The organism is Methylocapsa palsarum (assembly GCF_900114285.1).
Lineage (GTDB): Bacteria > Pseudomonadota > Alphaproteobacteria > Rhizobiales > Beijerinckiaceae > Methylocapsa > Methylocapsa palsarum.
Map to the genome: position 1 here is coordinate 41,618 of NZ_FOSN01000010.1, position 21,738 is coordinate 63,355.

Sequence of the window (21,738 nt, forward strand, 5' to 3'; positions counted from 1 at the left end):
CTCCTTTTTCCGCCCTTTCGCCAAAGATGGGCGGTTTTTAGACGACCGGTCTACTATATTGACCGCAAAAAAAATCAGGCCTTGCAATATCCCAGGAGAACCTCCTCCAGGAACGCCTTAAGCGGCCCCCCGGACCGCTCCAGTTTCATCCGCAGCAGCGCGCCCTGCCAGGCGTCGATCAAGAGATCCGCCATCGCCCGGGCGCTTTTGTCCTTACGCGCCGAACCTTCTCTCTGGGCGCGGAGCAGGGCGGTTTCAAGCAGGTCGCGATAGCGGTCGACGGCGGATCTGAGCGCGGCGCGGGCCATATCGCTGGTGTCGCCAATTTCGCCCATCAGGTTGCCAAGCAGACATCCGCCTTCGAATCCCTTGGAGTCCAGATCCAGCGCCAAACCGCGAAAATAATCCTCCAGGGCCTCCATGGCGCCGATTCCATCCTGGCCGAGGTAGCGGGTCAGTTCGTCGATGAACGGCTGGATATAATGCCGCACAACTTCAACGCCGAACTCTTCCTTGCTTGCGAAGTAATAATAGAACGAGCCTTTTGGCACCCTTGCGGCGGCCAGCACTTCGCTGAGCCCCGTCCCGTGGTAGCCCTTCCGCATGAACAAGCTCACGCCGTGATCCAAGATGAGGCTTTTGTTGATTTCGGTCTGGTCTCTCGTCATCGCCTGCAGAATACGACCGGTCGTCTAGTAAAGTCAACCTGCTAGTGTCAACCTGCCGCATGTTCGCGGGATCGGTCTATCTCCCCAGCATCAGCTCGAGATTTTGAAGCGCCGCGCCGGACGCCCCCTTTCCGAGATTGTCGAGCTTCGCGACAAGAATCGCATGGCGACGCGCCTCGTTGGCGAACACCCGCAATTCGAGGACATTGCTCCCATTGAGCGATTGCGGCTCGATTTTTCCGGCGGCCTCCGCTGGCGCCATCTTGACGAATTTGCTCCCCGCGTAATGCGCGGCAAGCGCGGCGTCGAGATCGGCGCCCTTCGGCTTGCCCGGCAGGTCGTCGAGGAACAGCGGCGCGCAGACCAGCATCCCCCGCGCGAAATCGCCGACGGAAGGAACAAAGATCGGGCGCCGCTCAAGCCGACCGTAGCGCTGGATCTCGGCGACATGCTTGTGCTCGAGGCCGAGCCCGTAGATCTCGAAGGCCGGCCCGCCTCCCCCCTCGTAATCGGCGATCATCTGCTTGCCGCCGCCGGAATAGCCCGACACCGCGTTGATCGCGAACGGATGATCGGGGCGCGCCAGACCGGCGTCGACGAGGGGGCGCAGAAGCGCGATCGCGCCGGTGGCGTAGCAGCCGGGGTTGGAGACGAGCCTAGCGGTTCTGATCGCCTCGGGCTGGTCTTTTGCTAGTTCGGGAAAGCCGTAGGTCCAGCCGGGGGCGACGCGGTGCGCGGTCGAGGCGTCGAGAATGCGCGGCCCCTTGTCGCCGAGGGCGGCGGCCATCGCGACGCTCTCGCGCGCCGCATCGTCGGGCAGACAAAGAATCATGATGTCGACCGACGCCAGAAGGGCTTTTTTCGCGGCCGGATCCTTGCGCTCGTCGGGCGGAAGACTGACGCGCTCGACGCCGGGATGATCCGCGAGCCGGGCGGCGATGCCAAGCCCTGTCGTTCCCGCCTCGCCGTCGATGAAGATTCGTGCATTCATGCGCGTCGCCTTCGGGATCAGGGTTGCAAGAGCGGTTTGCGAATAGAGGAACCAGCGGTCTGCGAATACAGGACAAAGAAAAGGCGGCCAATGGCCGCCTCGACTTCGCCGGACTCTCGAAACTCAGCGCTTCGAGAACTGGAAGCTGCGGCGGGCTTTCTTCTTGCCGTATTTCTTGCGCTCGACGACGCGCGAATCGCGGGTGAGAAAGCCTTCCTTCTTGAACGGGCTGCGCAGCTCCGGTTCAAAATTGACCAGCGCCTTGGCGAGGCCATGACGCACGGCACCCGCCTGCCCGGACAGTCCGCCGCCCGCGACGGTGACGGTCAGGTCATATTGGCCGACCCGCTTCGCGACGCCGAGCGGCTGTTGCAGGATCATGCGCAGCACGGGGCGCGCGAAATAGACCTCAAGATCTCGGCCATTGATGGAGACCTTGCCGGAGCCTGGCTTGACCCAGACGCGGGCGACCGCATCCTTGCGCTTGCCCGTGGCGTAAGCGCGTCCCTGGGCGTCGAGCTTCTGGACGTAGCGCGGCGCTGCGGCTTCCGGCGGCGCGCCGGCGCTCTGAAGATCCTGGAGCGAAGATAGGGTCTCGGTCATGCGAGCCTCGAATTCTTGGGGTTGAGACTGGCGATCTCGAGCGTCACCGGCTGCTGTGCGGCGTGCGGATGTTCGGCGCCCTTGTACACACGAAGGTTGCCAAGCTGGACGCGTCCGAGGGGACCGCGCGGAAGCATGCGCTCGACCGCCTTTTCAACGACGCGCTCGGGAAAGCGGCCGTCGAGAATGAACTTGGCCGTCTGTTCCTTGATGCCGCCCGGATAGCCGGTATGGCGGTAATAGACCTTCTGGTCGCGCTTGCGCCCGGTCAGAACCACCTTTTCGGCGTTGATGACGATGATATTGTCGCCGTCGTCGAGGTGAGGGGTGAAGGTCGGCTTGTGCTTGCCGCGAAGCCGCAGCGCGATGATCGAGGCGAGCCGGCCGACGACCAGGCCGCTGGCGTCGATCAACACCCATTTCTTTTCAACATCCGCCGCTTTGGCGGAGTAAGTCTTGCCGTACATTCAATCGGCTCCAGTCAGGCGACACAAAAGACCCCCGCCGCGCGACGGCGCGACACTTCGAAAAGCCGATCATGTCCAGTTGCGTTCCTTCTAGGGGCCTTCCACATGTCAGTCAAGTCGATCTCATCGATCAGAAACGATGTAGAACAATAAGTTAGATTGAACGGTATTATAGTACCGTTGTTTCGAAATGGCGCGGCGATCGCGACGGCGCCGATGCGAGGTCGTGATGCGAGGTCGTGATGCGAGGACGTAAAGCATGAACAGCGCAGACAATATCCGCGAACCAGACTGTTCCCACGCAGATCTGCGCGATCTCCTGACCTTCGCGCGAACGATCGCCCTCGTCGGCGCCTCGAACAAGCCGGACCGGCCGAGTTTCGAAGTCTTCGGCTTTCTGCTGGCGCAGGGCTATCGCGTCATCGGCGTCAACCCTGGCCTGGCGGGGACGACCATCCACGGCACGCCGGTCATCGGAAGCCTCGCCGATCTGCAGGAACCTGTCGACGTCATCGATATTTTCAGAAATTCTGACGCCGCCGGCGGCGTGGTCGACGAGGCTCTGGCGCTGCGCCCGCGCCCACGGGCGATCTGGATGCAGCTTGGCGTGCGCGACGACGAGGCGGCGCTGCGCGCACGCGCGCTTGGCGTCAGGGTCGTCATGAACCGCTGCATGAAAATTGAATTCCGGCGCCTTTCCATAAAAAAGCCCGCAGCCTAACCTGCTCCGAAAACCTCGGGGTCCCAACGCCGATCAACCTGCCTGCCACGCTTCAAAAGGATCAGAAAGATGACGAACAGCGCAGCTCCAGGCTTCGCCACGATGTCGATTCACGCCGGCGCGCAGCCGGACCCGGCGACGGGCGCCCGCATCACGCCGATTTATCAGACGACCTCTTTCGTCTTCGAGGACGCCGATCACGCCGCCGCCCTGTTCGGCCTGCAGAAATTCGGCAACATCTATACCCGCATCACCAATCCGACCGTCGCGGTGCTGGAGGAGAGAATCGCGGCGCTCGAAGGCGGTCCGGCGGCCGTCGCCACGGCGTCGGGCCACGCGGCGCAACTGCTCGTCTTCCACAGCCTCATGACGCCGGGCGATAATATCGTCGCCGCCGACAAACTCTATGGCGGCTCCATCAACCAGTTCAATCACGCGTTCAGGAACTTCGGCTGGGGGGTCAAATGGGCGTCGGCGGACGATCCTTCGAGTTTCGCCGCGGCGATCGACGCAAGGACCAGGGCGATCTTCGTTGAATCAATCGCCAATCCCGGCGCGGTCGTCCTTGATCTCGAAGCCATCGCCAAAGTCGCCAGGGCGGCGAAAATTCCGCTCATTGTCGACAATACGCTGGCGACGCCCTATCTGATCCGCCCCTTCGAGCATGGCGCCGATATCGTCGTCCATTCGGCGACGAAATTTCTTGGCGGCCACGGCAATTCCATGGGCGGATTGATCGTCGACGGCGGAACCTTCGAATGGACCGGCGACGCGCGCTATCCGATGCTCTCGGCGCCGAGGCCCGAATATGGCGGGATAATCCTCGCGGAGACCTTCGGCAATTTCAGCTTCGCCATCGCCTGCCGCGTTCTCGGCCTGCGCGATCTCGGCCCGGCGCTCGCTCCTTTGAACGCCTTCCTGATCCTGACCGGGATCGAGACTCTTAGCCTGCGCATGCAGCGCCATTGCGAGAACGCCGGGGCCGTGGCCGCGCATCTGTCGGGGCATCCGGCGGTGAAATGGGTGAGCTATCCGGCGCTCAAGGGCGACCGCTATCATGACCTTGCGAAAAAATACTGCCCGCTCGGCGCCGGCGCGGTGTTCACCTTCGGGCTCAAGGGCGGTTTTGACGCGGGCGTCGCCCTCGTCGACAGGCTGAAACTATTCTCGCATCTCGCCAATGTCGGCGATACGCGCTCGCTCGTCATCCATCCCGCCTCGACGACGCACCGGCAACTCAGCGACGAGCAGAAGACAAAGGCGGGCGCTGGTCCCGACGTGGTGCGCCTCTCGGTCGGATTGGAGGATATAAGGGACATCATCGCCGATCTCGATCAGGGGCTGGCGGGGTAGCTCCTCTTCACGTCCCCCGCGGCTTCGCCCGCGCCGTCGGCGCGGCGCTGGCCGGATCATCCGGCCAGAGGTGGCGCGGATAGCGGCCTTTCATTTCGGCTTTGACCGAAGCCCATGACCCGGCCCAGAATCCGGGAAGATCGCGGGTGATCTGGATCGGCCGGGACGCCGGGGACAGCAGCTCCAGGGTCAGCGGAACCCGGCCCTTCGCCAGTTTGGGATGGTCCGACAGGCCGTAGAGCTCCTGCGCCCGCACCGACAGCACCGGTCCCCCCTCCGCGCCATAATCGAGCGCGATCCGGGAGCCTGCGGGCGTCGTGAAATATTCCGGCGCCTCGGCGTCAAGTCGCTGGCGCATCGGCCAGGGCAGAAGGCTGCTCAGAGCCTTGCCGACATCGTCCGCAGTGATCGAGGCGAGGCTCGTCCGGCCGGCGATGAACGGCGCCAGCCAGTCGGCGGCGGTTTGCTCCAGCGCGGCGTCAGACAGATCGGGCCAGCCGTCGCCCGGTTCGAAGCGCTTCAGAAAAGCGACTCGGTCGCGCCATTGGGAAAGCGCCTTTGTAAAGGGCAGACGGCCGATCCCCAGCGCCGCGATTCCTTCCGCGAGCGCCACGGCGGCGTCCGGGGAGGCGGCGACCGGGAGGTTCTGCTCGCTCAGGCTGAGAGCGCCAAGGCGGCGGCGGCGACGCGCCTTGAGCATTGCGCGCTCCGGGGCGAACGACACTTCCTCCTCGACAATGATCCTTTCACCCGCGACCGCCTCGATCTCCGCCTCGCTCAGGGCGGCGGCGGCGATGATGCGGGCGGACCCGGCCTTGCCCGTGATTTCGCCGATCGCCAGAAACGGCTCGCGGGCCAGCGCCTCGTGCGGCTCGAGCGAAGCGGCGCGCCCGTTCGCCATCAGAAACTCGCCGGGTTTACCGCGCGCCCTGGCGATCCGATCGGGAAAGGCGGCGGCGAGAAAGCGCCCGCAAGCGGCGCCGGACCCTGACCCGGACGTGTCCGCTTTGCCGCCCGCCCTTCTGGCGAAAGCGCGGGCCAGCTTGCGGGCGTCCCCGGCGCGGGGAGAGCGGTCGCGCGCAAAGCGCTCGAGGCGCGCCGCGAGGTCGGGCGAATCGCCGCCAAGGCCTCGCTCGGTGAGCAGCGTCGCGACCTCGGCGGCGGCATGGGCTTCGCCGTCCCGCGCGGCGGCGACGATCATCCGCCCGAGTCGCGGAGGCAGGGCGAGACCGGCGATGGCCTTCCCCTCCTGCGTCAAGGCGCCCGCGGCGTCGATCGCGCCGATCTCATGCAGCAGCGCCCGGGCCTCCTTCAACGCGGGCGTTGGCGGAGGGTCGAGCCATTGCAGGCTCAAGGCGTCCCGCACCCCCCAGGAGGCGAGGTCCAGGACGAGGCCGGAGAGATCGGCCGCCATGATTTCGGGAACGGAATAGGCGTCAAGAGCGCCGTTCGCCGCCTCCTCCCACAGGCGATAGCAAACGCCGGGCTCCGTCCGCCCCGCGCGCCCCCGGCGCTGGTCCGCTCCGGCGCGGGACACCCGGACGGTCTCCAGTCTCGTCAGGCCGCGATCGGGTTCGTAACGGGGCGCCCGCGCGAGCCCGCAATCGACGACGATCCGGACGCCCTCGATCGTCAGCGACGTCTCCGCGATCGAGGTCGCCAGCACGATCTTGCGCATCGGCGCCTTGACCGGCGCGATGGCGCGATCCTGCGCGGCGCGGTCGATCGCCGAGTAGAGCGGCGCGATCTCGATCCTGGCCGGGTCCAGGCGTTCGGCAAGGAGGACCGCGGCCCTGTTAATCTCACCCTGGCCGGGGAGAAACACCAGAATGGAGCCGTGCTCCTCCCGTACGGCGCGCAAGGCGGCGGCGACGGCGGCGGCCTCGATCCGTTCATCGGGATTGCGGCCGAGATATCTGGTCTCCACCGCAAATGCGCGCCCTTCGCTGACGATGACCGGAGCGTCGCCGAGAAGCCCGGCGACCCTCGCGCCGTCGAGCGTCGCGGACATCACCATAACGCGCAGATCCTCGCGCAGCGCGGAGGCGGCATCGAGCGCCAGCGCGAGGCCGAGATCGGCGTCGAGGGAACGCTCGTGAAATTCATCGAAAATGACCGCCGCGACGCCTTCAAGCGCGGGATCGTCAAGGATCATCCGTGCAAAGACGCCTTCGGTGACGACCTCCAGGCGCGTTTTGGGTCCGGTCAGCGATTGCGCCCGCATTCGCAGCCCGACGGTCTCGCCAACGCGTTCATGGAGGGCGCCCGCCATCCGCTCGGCTGCGGCCCGCGCGGCGATCCGGCGGGGTTCGAGCAGAATGATCTTGCGTTCCGCCGCCCAATCCTCGTCGAGAAGCGCAAGGGGAACGCGCGTCGTTTTTCCGGCGCCAGGCGGGGCGACCAGAACCGCTCTCGACCCGCGCGCCAGCGATCCGGCGATTTCGCTAAGGACTGCGTCAATGGGAAGCGCGGGACCAAAACGCGACATAATTTTTTGCTTTGGTTAGGAAACTTGAACTTGAGAAAAGCGGAACCTGGCGGGCGCAGGCGCTTTGTCGGGCCGTTGCGCCGCGACGCTATCGCGTCCTGCCGAATTTGAAAAATCAGGCGGACCTCGGAAAAACTGGCGGGTCTCGAAGAAAAAGCCTTCGCCGGGACGACCGGCGGTCCCGCCGCTTCGTAGAAGGACGGCCTCTTCTCACGGATGCGAGAAGAGGCTATATCGCCGCGCTGGCTCGCCGGTTCGCAAGGTCTCTCAAGGGGCTCGGCCTCGAAGGACATTCAAATGGCGCATCACATCGCGCAATCGGGTTCCCTTTCGGCCTCGGACCAGCCAGGCGATCCTCCGCTGCCGAAAAAGAGCGCTTTCGGCTCCCTGGCGCTGGGATCTCTCGGCGTCGTTTACGGCGACATCGGCACGAGCCCGCTCTACGCCCTGCGCGAATCACTTCACCACCTGAAGAGCGCTGGCGTGACCGACGCGGGCGTGATCGGAACAGTGTCCCTTCTGATCTGGGCGCTGTTTTTCACCGTGACCGCGAAATATGTCCTGTTCCTGATGCACGCCGACAACAGGGGCGAGGGCGGCACGCTGTCCCTGATGGCCCTGGCCCAGTCCGCCGTGGGACGGCGCGTCGCGCCGGTGTTTTTTCTCGGCGTCGCCGGCGCGGCGCTGTTTTCGGGCGACGCCGTCATCACCCCGGCGATCTCGGTCCTGTCGGCGCTCGAAGGGCTCGAACTCGTCACCCCTGTATTCACGCCCTATATTCTGCCGACGACCATCCTGATCCTGATCTCGATCTTCTGGGTGCAAAGCCACGGAACCGCCCGGGTCGCGAGCTTCTTTGGCCCCATCATGGCGGTGTTCTTCCTGATCATCGCCTTGATCGGAGCCCGTCACATCGGCGATGCGCCGCGCATCATCCAGGCCTTCAATCCCATCCGCGGCCTCGCGTTCCTGTTCAGCAACGGGCTTCTGGGCTTCGTGGTGCTGGGCTCGGTGTTTCTCGCTGTGACGGGGGCCGAGGCGCTCTACGCCGACATGGGGCATTTCGGCCGCGCGCCGATCCAGACCGCCTGGATGGTGTTCGTGCTGCCGGCGCTGACCCTCAATTATCTCGGCCAGGGCGCGCTGGTGCTGGCGCATCCGGAAGCTGTGGAAAACCCGTTTTTTCTGCTCGCGCCGCAATGGGCGCTAATGCCGCTCGTCATTCTGGCGACCGTCGCGACGGTGATCGCCAGCCAGGCGGTCATCACCGGCGCGTTCTCCCTGGCCCGCCAGGCGATCCAGCTTGGCCTGTTGCCACGCATGCTGATTTTGCACACGTCCGAAACCCAGGAAGGTCAGATCTACATCCCGAAGGTCAACCGGCTGCTCCTGATCGGCGTGCTGCTGCTTGTGCTGCTGTTCAAGAATTCGAGCAATCTGGCCTCGGCCTACGGCATCGCGGTGACCGGCACGATGGTCGTCACGACCATGCTCGCGTTCGTCGTCGTCTGGAAACTCTGGCATTGGCCGGTCTGGCTGGCGGCTTTGTTCGTTTCTGGATTCCTCGTCATCGACTTCGCGTTCCTCGCCGCCAACCTTTTGAAGATCGTCGACGGCGGCTGGGTGCCCCTTTTGTTCGGCGCGCTCGCGATGGTGGTGATGTGGACCTGGGTTCGCGGAGCCGATCTCCTCGCCCGCAAGACGCGGCGCGATTCGATTCTGATGCAGGATCTCATCCGCATGCTCGAGAAATCGAAGCCGATCCGCGTCGCCGGAACGGCGATTTTCCTGACCAACACGCCCGAAGTCGCGCCATCGGCCTTCATGCATAACCTCAAGCACAACAAGGTCATGCACGAACGGGTCGTGCTTATGGCGGTCGTCACCGAGGACACGCCGCGCGTCCCGCTCAGAAAAAGGTTCGAAGTCGCCAAGCTTTCGGATGATTTCACCAGCATCATCCTGCACTACGGCTATATGGAGAGCCCCCGCATTCCCGCCGCGCTCGCCGGACTGCGCAAATCAGGTCTGAAGTTCGACATCATGACGACCTCGTTTTTCGTCGGCCGCCGCAAGGTGAAGCCCGCGCAGAATTCGGGCATGCCGCTCTGGCAGGACAAGCTTTTCATCGCCCTTTATCGCGAATCGGCCAATCCGACCGATTACTTCTCCATTCCGTCCGACCGCGTCGTAGAGCTTGGCGAGCAGATTACCGTCTAAAGCGCTTTCCGATCGTATGAAGCCATACGATCGATCAGAAATCGCTCCAGAGTCAAAAGCTTGAGCATATTCTTCTCGATTGGATTGATTCACTCCAATCGGAATATGCTCTGGGCGCGGCGATTCAAGGCCGCGCGATCACTCCGCCGTATGTCGGCTCGCGCACCCCCGTCGTCCCCGGAAACGTCAGCGGCAGGTTTTTCAGGGCGCGCGCGGCAAGATATGCGAAGGCCTCGGCCTCCATCGCCTCCGCCGACCAGCCGAGTGAGTTAGCGTCCGCGAGCGGGCACGGCAGGCGGTCCGCCAGTTCCCGCATCAGCGTTTTGTTGAAGGCGCCGCCGCCGCAGACGATGGCGAGGGTCGGCGACGCGGGCAGATGCGCCATCACGCTCTCAATTCCCGCCGCCGTGAAGGCGCTCAGCGTCGCCGCCGCGTCTTCGAGGCCGAGCCGTTCGACCGGCGCAAGGGAAAACGCATTGCGGTCGAGCGCTTTCGGCGGCGCCTTTGCGAAAAAGTCGTTGTCGAGAAGCGCCGCAAGCGCGGCTCGGTCAACGCGTCCCGCGGCGGCGGCGGCGCCATCGCGATCCATCTGCTCTCCCGTGCGCGCCAGCATCAGATCGTCGAGCAGGGCGTTGCCTGGACCAGCGTCGCAGGCGATCGGCTCCTCGCCCGGCGCGATAAAAGTGAGATTGGCGACGCCGCCGATATTGATCACCACCACTGGCGCCGCAAATCCGGCCCTCGCCGCAAGCGCCCGGTGAAACGCCGGCACGAGCGGCGCCCCCTGCCCGCCAGCGGCCACGTCGGCGGCGCGAAAATCATGCACGACGGTCACGCCAAGACGCGCGGCCAGCGCCGCTCCGTCGCCGATCTGGACGGTGAGCCCTTGCTCCGGCCGGTGCAGCACCGTCTGGCCGTGGAAGCCGACGACATCGACGCACTTCCGGTCGATGGCGCGCTCCGCGAGGAAGCGCTCGACCGCCTCTGCATGCCGGAGCGTGACCATGGCCTCCGCCTGCGCCAGCGTTCCGGGGCGCGCAATCCGGTCATCGAGCCGGGCCGCATCCACGAGGGCCGCGCGCAACAGCGCGCGATCCTCGTCGCCATAGGCGAACGAGCCGAACGGACCAAGCTCGATTTTTTCTTTCCCGTCGGTCTCGATCAGTGCGACATCGACCCCATCCATCGATGTGCCGCTCATCAGGCCGATGGTGCGGGTGAGGTTCGCCATATCCGTCTCCTGAGAACTCACGATGGTTTGGCCGGTTCGGCGCGTCCGCGTTGCCTTGGCGAAAACTTACCCCTAAACCTCGCGCCTTAACAATCAAGGCGCGGGCTCCGCGCGAGGGAACCGCAGTGTCCGACGATTTTCAACCGCAATCCGAATTTCTGCGCGTGCTGATCGAGCGCGGGTTCGTGCATCAATGCTCGGACTTCGCTGGCCTCGACGCTTTGGCGAAAGCGGGCGGCCTCACCGCCTATATCGGATTCGACTGCACCGCGCCCTCGCTTCATGTGGGTTCGCTGGTGCAGATCATGCTGTTGCGCTGGCTCCAGAAGACCGGCGGCAGGCCGATCGCGCTGATGGGCGGCGGCACGACGCGGGTTGGCGATCCCTCCGGCAAGGACGAGAGCCGCAAGCTGATCTCGCTGGAGACGATCGAGGCCAACAAGCAGGGCATCAAGCGCATTTTTTCGAAATTCCTCGATTTCGGGGAGGACGCGCCGTCATCCTGCGCCTGCGCCGCGATCATGCAGGACAATTCCGAATGGCTCGGCGCGCTCAACTACATCGACTTTCTGCGCGAGATCGGACGGCATTTTTCGGTCAACCGCATGCTGGCGATGGATTCGGTCAAGATGCGGCTCGAACGCGACCAGGAACTGTCGTTCCTCGAGTTCAACTACATGTGCCTTCAGGCCTATGATTTCGTGGAGCTTCACAAGCGCCAGAGCTGCGTCCTGCAGATGGGCGGCTCGGACCAGTGGGGAAACATCATCACTGGCCTCGACCTTGGCCGGCGCCTTGGGACCGGCCAGCTTTACGCGCTGACCTCGCCACTGCTGACGACCGCGTCCGGCGCGAAAATGGGCAAGACGGCGCAGGGCGCGGTCTGGCTCGACGCCGGCATGCTGCCCGTCTTCGATTATTGGCAATATTGGCGCAATTGCGAGGACCGCGACGTCGGCCGGTTTCTGAAACTGTTCACCGAACTGCCGCTCGAGGACATCGCGCGGCTCGAGGCTCTGGGCGGCGCCGAGATCAACGAAGCAAAGAAGGTTCTCGCGACCGAGGCGACCGCGATGGTGCATGGCCGCGCGGCGGCGAGTTCGGCCAGCGAAGCGGCGCGGCAAACCTTCGAGGAGGGCGCGCTGGCGGAGGATCTGCCTTTCGTGGAGATTCCGCGCGGCGACATCGAGGCCGGGCTCGGCGCGCTCGCCGCTTTCGTCAGGGCCGGTCTCGTCGCCTCGACCGGCGAGGCGCGGCGGCAGGTCAAGGGCGGCGGCCTCAGGATCAATGATCAGACGCTCACGGACGAGCGCGCCATGATCGGCGCGGGGGACTTAAACGAAGGGTCGGTCAAACTCTCGCTGGGCAAGAAGCGGCATGTGTTGCTGCGGGCGGTGTGAGCGGGGGGACCAGCCCGGCGCGATGAAAGTCGCCGCGTAAAAAACCTGAACCTCTCACTTCAGCCCGCGCGCGGCGCCGAGCGGGTCGCCGACGCCGAAAATCTGCCGGAAGATTCCTGGCGCGAGAGCGGACAGGGGATTGATGCTGAGCGTCGGCGAGGTAATCGAGCCTTCGATCCTGAAATTGACGCCGAACAGGCCTTCGTTGGTCCCCCCGCCGAGAATCGCGCCGAACACCGGAATTTTTGAAAACAGGTTGTTGACGGCGTAGGCGGGCACAAACGTTCCTTTAACGTCAACCTTGTCGCGCGCGTAGTCGAGCCAGCCGTCAACGGTCAGGCCAATGGCGTCGCCATACATTGTGCCGTCGTTGATCTGCATCCGCGTCCCGACGCGCTGGAAGCCGGACTGCAGCCGCGTGAAGGCCATCGCTCCCGCGTCGATCTTCGGGCGCCTGCCGCTTGCGTCGGGCGGGGGGGCGCTTTCGGCGACAAGGCGTCGGAGCGCCGGTTCGTCCCGCAACACGAAAGAGTCGATCGTGAGCGTCCCGCTGAGCGTCGGGGCGAGACGCATGCTGACCGCGAGCCGCCCGCGGTCCATATGCTTGTAGAAATCGAAAAACGACAACAGCGCGCCCGCATCGTCGGAAAAAAGGTTGATCTGCGGCGCGGCGGGCGCGCCGGTCAGATTTCCCGAAATCGTATCGTGGCCAAACCGCCCGGAGAACGAGAACTGCTTGAGCTGCTCGCGTTTCAGGAGCCGCAATTCGGCGCCGGTGATCACCTGCCTGTTGTAGCCGCTGAGCAGCGCCGACTTGACGTCGAAGTCGAGTTCCTTGATCGCGCCGGCTCCTGAACCGCCCCCGACGCCGCCGCCACCTCCCGCGCCCGCGCCCGGCGCGTTCGCAGGGGTCGCATCGGCGGCCGGGGACGCCGCCGTAAGCCATTTGACAAAAGGCGCGGCGTCGATGGTCGAGGCGCGCACGATGATTTTCAGCGTTTCCCCCGCCCTCAAGGCGTCGATCTTGAGATCGTCGCCGGGCGAGATTTTCGCCACGGGAAAATGCGCGCTCTGCAAGACCTGGTCCGTGCCGAGTTCGACCTGGCCGTGGGCCATGATCGGCAAGGCCTCCAGCACGAACGGATCGAGCATGGTCCCGTTGTCGTTGACGGCGAGGGAGAATTTCGCCTTGCCCGGCCGTCCGGGCGGCTTCACGACGCCGGGCAAGTCGATCCCGGCGCGGGTGAGATCGAGTTCGACCTCGGCTCGCTGCTTTTCTCCGCCGCCGAGCGGCGCCGTAATGAGCGCCCCGACCGGTCCGCTGAGCCCCGGCAGATTGCCGAGGCCCTGTTTCACGCGCGCCGCTTCATCGAGAATCATCCGGACCGACGCCTCCGGCGTTTTCCCGTTGGGATGAACGATGTCGATCGACGCGGGCGCCCCGAACATCCGCCCCTGCCCGCTCGCGCGAAGCCCCTCGCGATCGACGTTGATCGTCAGCGTCGCCGCATCGAGTTTTTCCTTGCCAAGGATATTGTCGGCGGTGAAATTCGTCACCGTCGCGTTGACGCCGAGGGTCACATCCGACGATTTCATGGCGGCGGACAGCCGCAAGTCGATCTGCAATTTGCCGTCAATCTGTCCGCGCAGATTAGCATTGTCCAGCGGCAGGCTGGCGTATGGCTTCAGGGCCGGAAAGGCTAGCAGGTCGGCGACCGCTTCGACGCTGCCGGACACCTTGGCGACGATCACGGCGGGCGTCGGTTTCAGTTCGGAATCGGCGACGCGCCAAAAGCTTCCTTCGCCGACGCTGAGCATGCGTCCCGGGCCTGCCTCGACAGCGCCCGCGCTCGTCAAAGTGAACGTCGAGGTCCGACCCGTGACATGGCCGGCGCCGCTGATTCCCCGCAGCGGCGGAACGCCGGGAAGATACTCGACCGCGCCATTGACGAGAGTGAAGTCGAACAGGATCGAATCATCGGGAGGCGCGTGTTCTGAGCGCATGGCGTTCAAGGTCGGAGCGTCGAAATCAAACTGCAGCTTCGCGTTTTGAACGACGCCGCCCCTGGCGTGTTCGAGCAGCCATGACCTGACCGGCGACACCATGAAAGACGGCCATATGCGCAGGACCGCCGCAGCCGGCGCCTGGGGCATCGACGCCTCGAACTTGACGCGAGGGCCGTTGATCCAGTCAACGATCCCGGAAAGCGAGACGTTGACCTCGGGGCCGCCGAACGCAAACCGGTCGATGACCAGATTCTTTTCGGTCACGAACAGCCGCGCCGCAAGCGACGCCTTGTCGAGCGTGACGGTTTTCTGTCCGGGCCGCTCGGGCGAGAGGAGGATCGGCCCCGCGTTCACGATGTCGACGACCCAGGCTTCGCCCTCGCGATCGGGAAGCGCGACAAAGCCCGAAATCGCGCCGTGCGCCGCCTCTGCCGTGAGTTCCGTCCGGTCGAGGACGATGCGGCGCTTCAGGCCGTCCCAATGAAAGCCGCCGTCGATCTTGTTCACCAGCATCGGCTCGTCGTTTGGATCGTCGAAGCGTAAATACCCGGCGCCGAATTCGAACCGGCCGATCGCCTCCGACAGGCGGCCGTCGGCCTGAAGGGCAAGATCGAATTTCGCTGACAACGGCATATCGAAATCGGCCCCGACCGAGCGCGAACCCGTCGCGATCAGGATTTCGTCGAGCGAAAGATTGTTCAGGCTCAGCATGAGCTTGCGCTCCGACCCCGGAAGGCCGCTCGCCAGTCCGCGAACCGTCCAGCGACCATTGGGGCCGTCGACGGACAAGTTGAAGGTCGTGCCGCCGCTTGATTTGTCGAAGGCGAGGTCGACGCCCTCGAATTTGATCGTCTGGTTCGTGGTTTCGTCGTCGATGACCAGTCGCCCGCGAGCGATGCCGATGCGGTCGATCGCGGCGATCGGACTTTCCGGATTGGTGAGCGAATCGACGATCAGCCGGATCGCCGAGGACATCTGCCTCACCAGCAAAGCCCTCGGCTTTGTTTCCGCAAGCGCGGGCGCGCTCTCGGGAAACGCTGCGCCTGGCGTCGACTTATCCGGGATCGCCTCGCGCGCGAGAGATTCCGCCAGCGGCGGCGTCAAGGGCACGGCTTCGCCGGAGTCCGCCGCGGCGGGCAAGGCGAGGGATCCGTCCGGCCGAAGCGTGAAATGGAGAGCGACGTCAAAGACGTCGAGCCGCTTCGGCGTCACTTCGCCCAGCGCCAGAGCCAACAGATCAACCGCCACCTCGGCGCGCGGCGCGCTCAAGACCGTTCGCCCGGTATGATCCTTCAGCGAAAGCCCGTCTATGCTGAGGACCGGGGCGAAATCGCGGCCAACGATCGAAGCCCCGCCGAACGAGAATTCGAGGCCGTGGCCGAAACGTTCGTCGAGAGCTTTGACGATCTGCGGGACGAGCCAGTCCATCGTGATTGGCCCCTGCGCGAGCCGCACGGCGAAAATTCCGCCGAGGATCAGCGCGAACAGGGTCAGGCCGATGCCGAGATAGCATGCGGAGAGGGCCGTGGCGTAGACGCGGCGGGGCAGCCACGGGCGGCGTAGTTTCACGGCCTGATCCGTTCCGCGCCGGAGCGGCCGAACCCCTTTTGGAGCTGGAGGATCCTCACGATGCTCGACCAACCGCTCGCGGCCTTTCAAAAGCAAGCAAAAGCTGGAAACTTCATTCCTGCGCGACTATACAATCGAAGCTTAAAAATGGGATCGGCGAAACGGAAGCGCATCGTCAAAGGGGCTCTGACCGGCTGGCGCGGTTTTGGCATTACGATCTTTCCGTGGTCCCTGAAAGACGTTTAACGCCCTGTGCGGGTTTGGCGGCTTTTTTTTGACTACTGGCTTGGAATGCGACGAAAGGAAGGCCGCATTGGGCGCGAAACTGAGTGAGGGCGGCAAAGCGCCCGCTTTTGACCTGCCCGATGACGCGGGCGGCTCGGCGGCGCTCAAGAATTTCAAGGGCAGGAAGCTGGTCCTCTATTTCTATCCGAAAGACGACACTTCGGGGTGTACAGCCGAAGCGATCGCGTTCAACGGACTGAGAGACGAGTTCGAGAAGGCGGGCGCGGCCATTCTTGGCGTCTCGCCTGATTCGGCCGCAAAGCACGCCAAGTTCAAGGCGAAGCACGGCCTCGAATTCACCCTGGCCGCCGACGAAACCAAAGCCATGCTAGAGGCCTACGGCGTCTGGGTCGAAAAAAGCATGTATGGACGCAAATACATGGGGGTCGAACGCACGACGGTCCTGATCGGACCGGACGGGAAGATCGCGCGGATCTGGAATAAGGTTAAGGTTCCAGGCCATGCCGCGGAGGTTCTCGCGGCGGTCAAGTCGCTGTAAAGAAGGTATGCCGCCGGTTCTTCTCGATTGGATTGATTCAATCCGATCGGAAGATGCTCTAGAATGGGTTCCAGGTCGAGGCCGGCGTGAACTTCAGATAGCTGACGTTGAAGCCGAGCCGCGCGCCAACGCCCGAACGGATCGGCACGACATAGACATCCTCGTTGACGAGGGCGGTCATGCCGAATCCGCCGACGAGGTAGACCGATCCGTCGACGCCGCCGTAACGTCGGAAGATGGCGTTCGTCGAAGGCAGATTGTAGACGAGCATCATGGTCCGGTCGCCATCGGCTCCGGCGTCAAGACCCATCGAAGGGCCCTGCCAGAACACCCGGAGATCCCCGGCGTTGCGCGTGTGCATCACGCCTTCGCCGTAGCGCAGGCCGCCGATGAAGGCGCCGCCGGCCTCCTGACCCAGGATATAACCGTTCGGCTTGCCCCATTTCCGGGTCGCCGACTCGACGGCTTCGGCGAGGCCGCGGGAGATCGAACCAAAAAAGCGATGGCCGTTGTCGACGATCTCGTTGGACGAAAACTCGCTCGGCTTTTGCGCTTCAGGGGTGGCCAGCGCCGGGCCGGCCGCGCCGCAAGCGGCGAGCGCCGCCAGAGCCATGGTAAATTCTCTTCGCGATTGCATGGTCATCCTCCGCGAACCGGGCGCGCGAGTTCCAGCCAACGCCCGCGCTTGGACAGTGAGTTTGAGGCCGCATCGTTAAGGAAGGATTGACGAGGCGCAAAAAATCAAGCGACGCCATTAAGCTTCGCGCCAGGGTTGCGCCTTCCGGCGCCCTGAGCACGAGTCATTGAGAAAGATTCATGCCGTCGGCTGAACCGGCGCGCCGCGCCCTGTGGATTACTTCGCTTCAGGCAACACGGCGCTCGGGTCGCCCCAGGCGACGAAGGGTCCATTTCTGAACTGGCGGCCCGCCTTGCCGTATTCGAGCGGATGTCGGTCTCCGTCGAGGACGATGCCGCCCGCGGCGCGCAGGACAGCGTCGCCCGCGGCGGTGTCCCATTCCATGGTCTGACCAAAGCGCGGATAAACGTCGGCGACGCCCTCGGCGACGGCGCAGAATTTCAAGGACGAACCCGCCTCCCTGCGCTCCCTGATCGGAAGCTGGGCCAGGAAAGCCTCTGTCTCGGGGTCCGCATGCGACCGGCTGACGAGGGCCGTCAATCCGTTGAGAGGCGCAGCACGGACGTGGATGGGGCGGCGTCCCTCCCGGGGCGGCAGCGGCGCCCCCGGAGCCACGAAGCAGCAGGAGGCTCCGGTCGCGCCGATCCAAAGCTGGCCACGCGCGGGCGCGTAAACGACGCCCGCCTTTGGCCGCCCATCGACGACCAGCGCAATATTGATTGTGAACTCTCCGTTGCGGCTCAGGAACTCACGCGTCCCGTCAACCGGATCGACCAGGATGAACGTCGACCCGGAGATGGTTTTCTTGCCGTGCGCAGCCGCTTCTTCGGCGAGAACAGGGAAGGCCGGCAAACGGTTCGAGAGACGCTCGAGGATGATCTTTTCGGCGTACTCATCCGCATCGCAAACCGGGCTCGTGTCCGCCTTGCGCCTCGCATGGCTTTCGGCGCCATAGATCGCCATGACCGCCACCGCGGCCTCGAGGGCGATCTCCGCGAAAATATCCGCAACGGCGTCAAGATCCAGGGACTGCGGATCGACCGCGTGTCCGGGTTGGATCCGGAACTCGTCAGAATTTGCGTTCAAGGGCATGAATGTCCGTCGGTTCAGCGGGCCCGCAGCCTCGTCCCTCGCCAGTTTTTCTTAATTTGATTTTTTTATGGCGCGATTTTGAAACACTGCGTCCAATTTAGGGGCTCAACCAATGCTTAGGAAGCCTTTTTCGTCATTTTCCAATCACACCTTGGCGAATTTGGTAAAACAAGCGTTACTTCGGCGCCGCAGCAGTCAAGCGCAAATTTGCCTCACGCTTGCGCTTTCGCCCTCTCCATCATCTGGGCGAATCGGAAAAACAGATAATGGCTGTCGCGCGGGCCCGGCGAGGCTTCGGGGTGATGCTGAACCGAAAAGGCCGGACGATCGGTGAGTTCGAGTCCACAGTTCGATCCGTCAAACAACGACCTGTGAGTCTCCCGCGCGCTGGCGGGAAGGCTGGCCGAATCGACCGAAAAGCCATGATTCATCGACACGATTTCAACCTTCCCGGTGGTGAAATCCTTGACCGGGTGATTGGCGCCGTGATGGCCTTGCCGCATTTTTTCGGTCCGGGCTCCGATGGCGAGCGCAAGCATCTGATGCCCAAGGCAAATCCCGAAGGTCGGGATCTTGTTTTCGAGTAATTCCCGAATCACCGGAACGGCGTATTTCCCCGTCTCGGCAGGGTCGCCCGGCCCGTTCGACAAAAACACGCCGTCCGGATGGAGCGCCCTGATTTCGTCGGCCGAGGCGGTCGCCGGCACGACGGTCACGCTGCAGCCCGCCTCGGTGAGCAGGCGCAGGATATTGCGTTTGACGCCGTAATCTATGGCGACGACCTTGTATCTTCCGGCGCCGGCGGACGCAGATCCGTAGGGCCGCCAGGCCGCCTGCGTCCACTCATAATCTTTCGTGGTCGTAACGCTTGGCACAAGGTCCATTCCCTCGAGGCCGGGCCATTCCCGCGCCAGGCTGCGCAAGGCGTCGACATCGAAGACGCCGTCCGGCGCATGCGCGATCGCGGCGTTCTGCATCCCGTTTTCGCGGATCAGCGTCGTTAAGGCGCGGGTGTCGACGCCGCAGAGCCCGATGATTCCGCGTAACTTGAGCCAATCGCCGAAATGCAGCGTCGAACGGTGATTTGAGGGCGCCGTGACCGGCGCGTCGACGATGATTCCGCGAACCCCGGCGCTTGCGGCGGAATTGCTCGTCTCGACGTCGTCCTCGTTCGCGCCGACATTCCCAATATGCGGAAAGGTGAACGTGACGATCTGCCCGGCATAGGACGGATCGGTGAGGATTTCCTGATAGCCCGTCATGGCGGTGTTAAAGCAAACCTCGCCCGTGGCGAAGCCTTCCGCGCCAAGCCCGGTCCCTTCGAAGACCGCGCCGTTCGCCAGAACCAGCAGGGCCGTCGCCCGCGGTTTCGTCCACGCCGGCGGCGTCGTGACTTGATCCTTGGTCATGGTCGCTTGCTCGTGCTGCCGCCGCGCCCGAAGCCAATCGGCTGCGTAGCGGCGAAGATGGTATCGGCCTTTTTTGATATGCGAACGCTTAGGGGGAACCCTTCGCCCCGTCAATGTCGCCGGGAAACCTCACGCTCCTTAGACTGGCGCGCCAGATTTGATCACGCGCGAGCGTTACATTTCGCCCCGGCCAGCGTTTGACAAGAGCGCCCGCGACCTGCGGCGCGAACTCCACAAAGGAAGCGGGTTATGAAAATGAAGTTTTCTGGATCTGTTCTGGCCGCTCTTGTCATTATCCTGGCTTCGGCGGCGTTCGCCGCCGGCCTTGACGGATTTGTCCTTCAGAAGGAACGATCCGTCACAATGAACAGCGGCAAGTCGGTGAAGATCATGGTCGGGAAAATGCACGACAAAATGATGGTCGTCATTCCGATGGACGATCTTAACGAGCTTTACATGCGGGCGGAAGGGCACGCCATGAGCATTCCTTGAGAGTATTTCAGCGGCGGCCGGGCGCCGCCGCCAGCTTGCGCGCCGACGCCCCGCTCGCTATCGTTTTCGCTTTCGCGGAACGGCGCGGACCCCGCGCAAGCCTCCGGCATGTTCCTGTTCCTCAGCTTCGTCACGAAAGAACCTCATGCTTCGCGACCAATTCACGAGCCAGCTCAAGGAGGCGATGAAAGCCGGCCAGAAGCGCAGGGTTGAAACCATCCGCATGATCACGGCCGCGCTCAAGGATAAAGACATCGAGGCGCGCGGCTCGGGCAAGAGCGTGGCGGCCGAGGACATCCTCGCCCTGCTTCAGAAGATGATCAAAAGCCGCAAGGAATCGCTCGAGATCTACGAAAAGGCCGGGCGGACCGACCTCGCGACCCAGGAAAGCGAGGAAATCGACATCATCCAGGGTTTCCTGCCGCAGCAGCTCAGCGAAGCCGAGGCCGAGGCCGCGATCTCCGCGGCGATTGCGGCGACGGGCGCGGCGTCGATCAAGGACATGGGCAAGGTCGTCGCCGCGCTCAAGGGCGAATACGCCGGGCGGATGGACTTCGGCAAGGCGAGCGCTCTGGTCAAGGCGAAGCTCGGGGCGTGAGCGTCAGAACCCGGCAAGCTGATCCTTGTCCATGTGGACGATATTGTCCTCGCCGGGAAACGTTTTCTCATGGACGTCGCGGACATAGGCCTTTGCCGCCGCGCGCACGAGCCGGCCGAATTCCTCATAGCGCCGATTGTGGCGGAAGTTTTTCTCCGAAAACCCGAGCACGTCGGTGATGACGAGAACCTGTCCGTCGGTGAGGCGCCCCGCGCCGATCCCGATCGTCGGCGCATGGACCGATTGCGTGACCCGGCCCGCCACCTCTTCCGGAATCAATTCGAGGACAAGCATCGCCATTCCGGCCTTGTCGAGCGCGATGGCGTCGCGCACGAGTCTGGCCGCATCCTCCGCCTGACGCCCCTTGATGCGCTTTTGTTCGTGGGTCTGCGGCTCAAGCCCGAGGTGGCAGCAGACCTCGATTGATTCGGCCGCGAGCGCCTCGACGAGGTCGGCGCGGAACCCTTCGAACTTCACGATGTCGGCTCCGGCCTCGATCAAAAGCCGCGAACTCGCCACCGCCTCAAGGGGCGTCTCATAGGTCAGGTAGGGAAGATCGCCGATAATGACGGCGTCCGGAGCGCCTCGCCGAACGGCGCCGATATGATGGCGCATGTCGGCCAGCGTCACCGCCCGCTCACTGGCGTAGCCGAGCATCGTCACGCCGACGCTGTCGCCGACCAGAATGGCGTCGACTCCCGCATCCGCCTCCGCCTTCGCCGTGGGGGCGTCGTAAGCTGTAAGGACGGCGATCGGAGCGCGGCGCCGTTTCATCTCGAAAAAACGCGCGGATTTACGCCTCAAACCGGAATCCTTCTCGCAAGACCCATCGCGCTTGACCCATCGTGTTTTTTGGGCTCGGCCTGTGTTTAGCCGGGACAATTGCGTCGCCGTTCATCAAGTTGCGCATTGAGCCGCCTTTCCGTCCATTCCGCGTCTAATATCGTTTAATATAATGTCATGCGCTTAGACCGCCCCGGCAGACGATCGATGCTGCGCCCGTCTCGG

Annotated in this window: 19 protein-coding genes; 8 read left to right on the forward strand and 11 right to left on the reverse strand. The window is 64.0% G+C overall.

The genetic code is table 11. The features are described 5' to 3' along the window. Positions 1–74: 74 nt before the first annotated feature. The 4 genes from BM177_RS12105 to rplM form a co-directional block, all read right to left on the reverse strand. Entirely contained in the window at positions 75–668 is a 594-nt protein-coding gene (locus BM177_RS12105) for a TetR/AcrR family transcriptional regulator (protein ID WP_091682707.1), read from the reverse strand. A 76-nt stretch (positions 669–744) separates the two neighbouring features. Then, complete coding sequence (gene argC / locus BM177_RS12110; RefSeq protein ID WP_091682709.1) at positions 745–1,659, reverse strand: N-acetyl-gamma-glutamyl-phosphate reductase; 915 nt, start codon at positions 1,657–1,659, stop codon at positions 745–747. Positions 1,660–1,782: 123 nt separating this feature from the next. After that, positions 1,783–2,262, reverse strand: a complete 480-nt coding sequence (rpsI, locus tag BM177_RS12115) for a 30S ribosomal protein S9 (protein ID WP_091682712.1) — start codon at positions 2,260–2,262, stop codon at positions 1,783–1,785. Then, a complete protein-coding gene (gene rplM / locus BM177_RS12120; protein WP_091682715.1) occupies positions 2,259–2,729 on the reverse strand; it encodes a 50S ribosomal protein L13 in 471 nt (156 codons plus the stop codon). Before rplM ends, rpsI begins: the two co-directional genes overlap by 4 nt. A gap of 259 nt (positions 2,730–2,988) precedes the next feature. Between rplM and BM177_RS12125 the strand changes: the two genes are divergently transcribed. Continuing rightward, a complete protein-coding gene (locus BM177_RS12125) occupies positions 2,989–3,450 on the forward strand; it encodes a CoA-binding protein (RefSeq protein ID WP_091682718.1) in 462 nt (153 codons plus the stop codon). A gap of 69 nt (positions 3,451–3,519) precedes the next feature. After that, the gene (locus BM177_RS12130) at positions 3,520–4,803 is read left to right on the forward strand and encodes an O-acetylhomoserine aminocarboxypropyltransferase (protein ID WP_091682721.1); all 1,284 of its coding nucleotides are present in this window, start codon (positions 3,520–3,522) and stop codon (positions 4,801–4,803) included. A gap of 7 nt (positions 4,804–4,810) precedes the next feature. On the opposite strand, the gene hrpB is transcribed toward BM177_RS12130, so the two are convergent. Then, positions 4,811–7,291 (reverse strand): ATP-dependent helicase HrpB, encoded by a 2,481-nt coding sequence (gene hrpB / locus BM177_RS12135; RefSeq protein WP_091682724.1) that lies wholly within the window; start codon positions 7,289–7,291, stop codon positions 4,811–4,813. Between the two features lie 297 nt (positions 7,292–7,588). On the opposite strand from hrpB, the gene BM177_RS12140 reads away from it, so the two are divergent. Beyond that, entirely contained in the window at positions 7,589–9,511 is a 1,923-nt protein-coding gene (locus tag BM177_RS12140; protein ID WP_091682936.1) for a potassium transporter Kup, read from the forward strand. Positions 9,512–9,635: 124 nt separating this feature from the next. Here the strand turns inward: BM177_RS12140 and BM177_RS12145 are convergent, their stop codons facing one another. Next, positions 9,636–10,742 carry an anhydro-N-acetylmuramic acid kinase gene (locus BM177_RS12145; RefSeq protein ID WP_091682726.1) on the reverse strand — a complete coding sequence of 369 codons (1,107 nt, stop codon included), beginning with the start codon at positions 10,740–10,742 and terminating at the stop codon, positions 9,636–9,638. Between the two features lie 125 nt (positions 10,743–10,867). Between BM177_RS12145 and tyrS the strand changes: the two genes are divergently transcribed. Continuing rightward, positions 10,868–12,142 carry a tyrosine--tRNA ligase gene (gene tyrS / locus BM177_RS12150; RefSeq protein ID WP_091682728.1) on the forward strand — a complete coding sequence of 425 codons (1,275 nt, stop codon included), beginning with the start codon at positions 10,868–10,870 and terminating at the stop codon, positions 12,140–12,142. 54 nt (positions 12,143–12,196) lie between these two features. Here tyrS and BM177_RS12155 read toward each other — a convergent pair whose 3' ends face one another. Continuing rightward, a complete protein-coding gene (locus BM177_RS12155; protein WP_139223605.1) occupies positions 12,197–15,718 on the reverse strand; it encodes a DUF3971 domain-containing protein in 3,522 nt (1,173 codons plus the stop codon). A 60-nt stretch (positions 15,719–15,778) separates the two neighbouring features. Between BM177_RS12155 and BM177_RS19525 the strand changes: the two genes are divergently transcribed. Next, the gene (locus BM177_RS19525; RefSeq protein WP_139223606.1) at positions 15,779–15,964 is read left to right on the forward strand and encodes a hypothetical protein; all 186 of its coding nucleotides are present in this window, start codon (positions 15,779–15,781) and stop codon (positions 15,962–15,964) included. A gap of 67 nt (positions 15,965–16,031) precedes the next feature. Further along, the gene (locus tag BM177_RS12160; protein ID WP_091682938.1) at positions 16,032–16,502 is read left to right on the forward strand and encodes a peroxiredoxin; all 471 of its coding nucleotides are present in this window, start codon (positions 16,032–16,034) and stop codon (positions 16,500–16,502) included. Positions 16,503–16,560: 58 nt separating this feature from the next. Here the strand turns inward: BM177_RS12160 and BM177_RS12165 are convergent, their stop codons facing one another. From BM177_RS12165 to carA, 3 genes are all read right to left on the reverse strand, one after another. Then, complete coding sequence (locus BM177_RS12165) at positions 16,561–17,139, reverse strand: DUF1134 domain-containing protein (protein WP_091682940.1); 579 nt, start codon at positions 17,137–17,139, stop codon at positions 16,561–16,563. A 216-nt stretch (positions 17,140–17,355) separates the two neighbouring features. Next, positions 17,356–18,231 (reverse strand): 3'(2'),5'-bisphosphate nucleotidase CysQ, encoded by an 876-nt coding sequence (cysQ, locus tag BM177_RS12170; protein WP_091682733.1) that lies wholly within the window; start codon positions 18,229–18,231, stop codon positions 17,356–17,358. 212 nt (positions 18,232–18,443) lie between these two features. Beyond that, on the reverse strand, positions 18,444–19,640 hold the full coding sequence (carA, locus tag BM177_RS12175) for a glutamine-hydrolyzing carbamoyl-phosphate synthase small subunit (protein ID WP_091682736.1): 1,197 nt from the start codon (positions 19,638–19,640) through the stop codon (positions 18,444–18,446). A 249-nt stretch (positions 19,641–19,889) separates the two neighbouring features. Between carA and BM177_RS12180 the strand changes: the two genes are divergently transcribed. Both BM177_RS12180 and BM177_RS12185 read left to right on the forward strand, forming a co-directional pair. After that, positions 19,890–20,132 (forward strand): hypothetical protein, encoded by a 243-nt coding sequence (locus BM177_RS12180; RefSeq protein ID WP_091682739.1) that lies wholly within the window; start codon positions 19,890–19,892, stop codon positions 20,130–20,132. Between the two features lie 145 nt (positions 20,133–20,277). Then, positions 20,278–20,730 (forward strand): GatB/YqeY domain-containing protein, encoded by a 453-nt coding sequence (locus BM177_RS12185; RefSeq protein ID WP_091682742.1) that lies wholly within the window; start codon positions 20,278–20,280, stop codon positions 20,728–20,730. A 3-nt stretch (positions 20,731–20,733) separates the two neighbouring features. Here the strand turns inward: BM177_RS12185 and panB are convergent, their stop codons facing one another. Continuing rightward, on the reverse strand, positions 20,734–21,534 hold the full coding sequence (gene panB, locus BM177_RS12190) for a 3-methyl-2-oxobutanoate hydroxymethyltransferase (protein WP_280140552.1): 801 nt from the start codon (positions 21,532–21,534) through the stop codon (positions 20,734–20,736). Between the last annotated feature and the right edge of the window lie 204 nt (positions 21,535–21,738).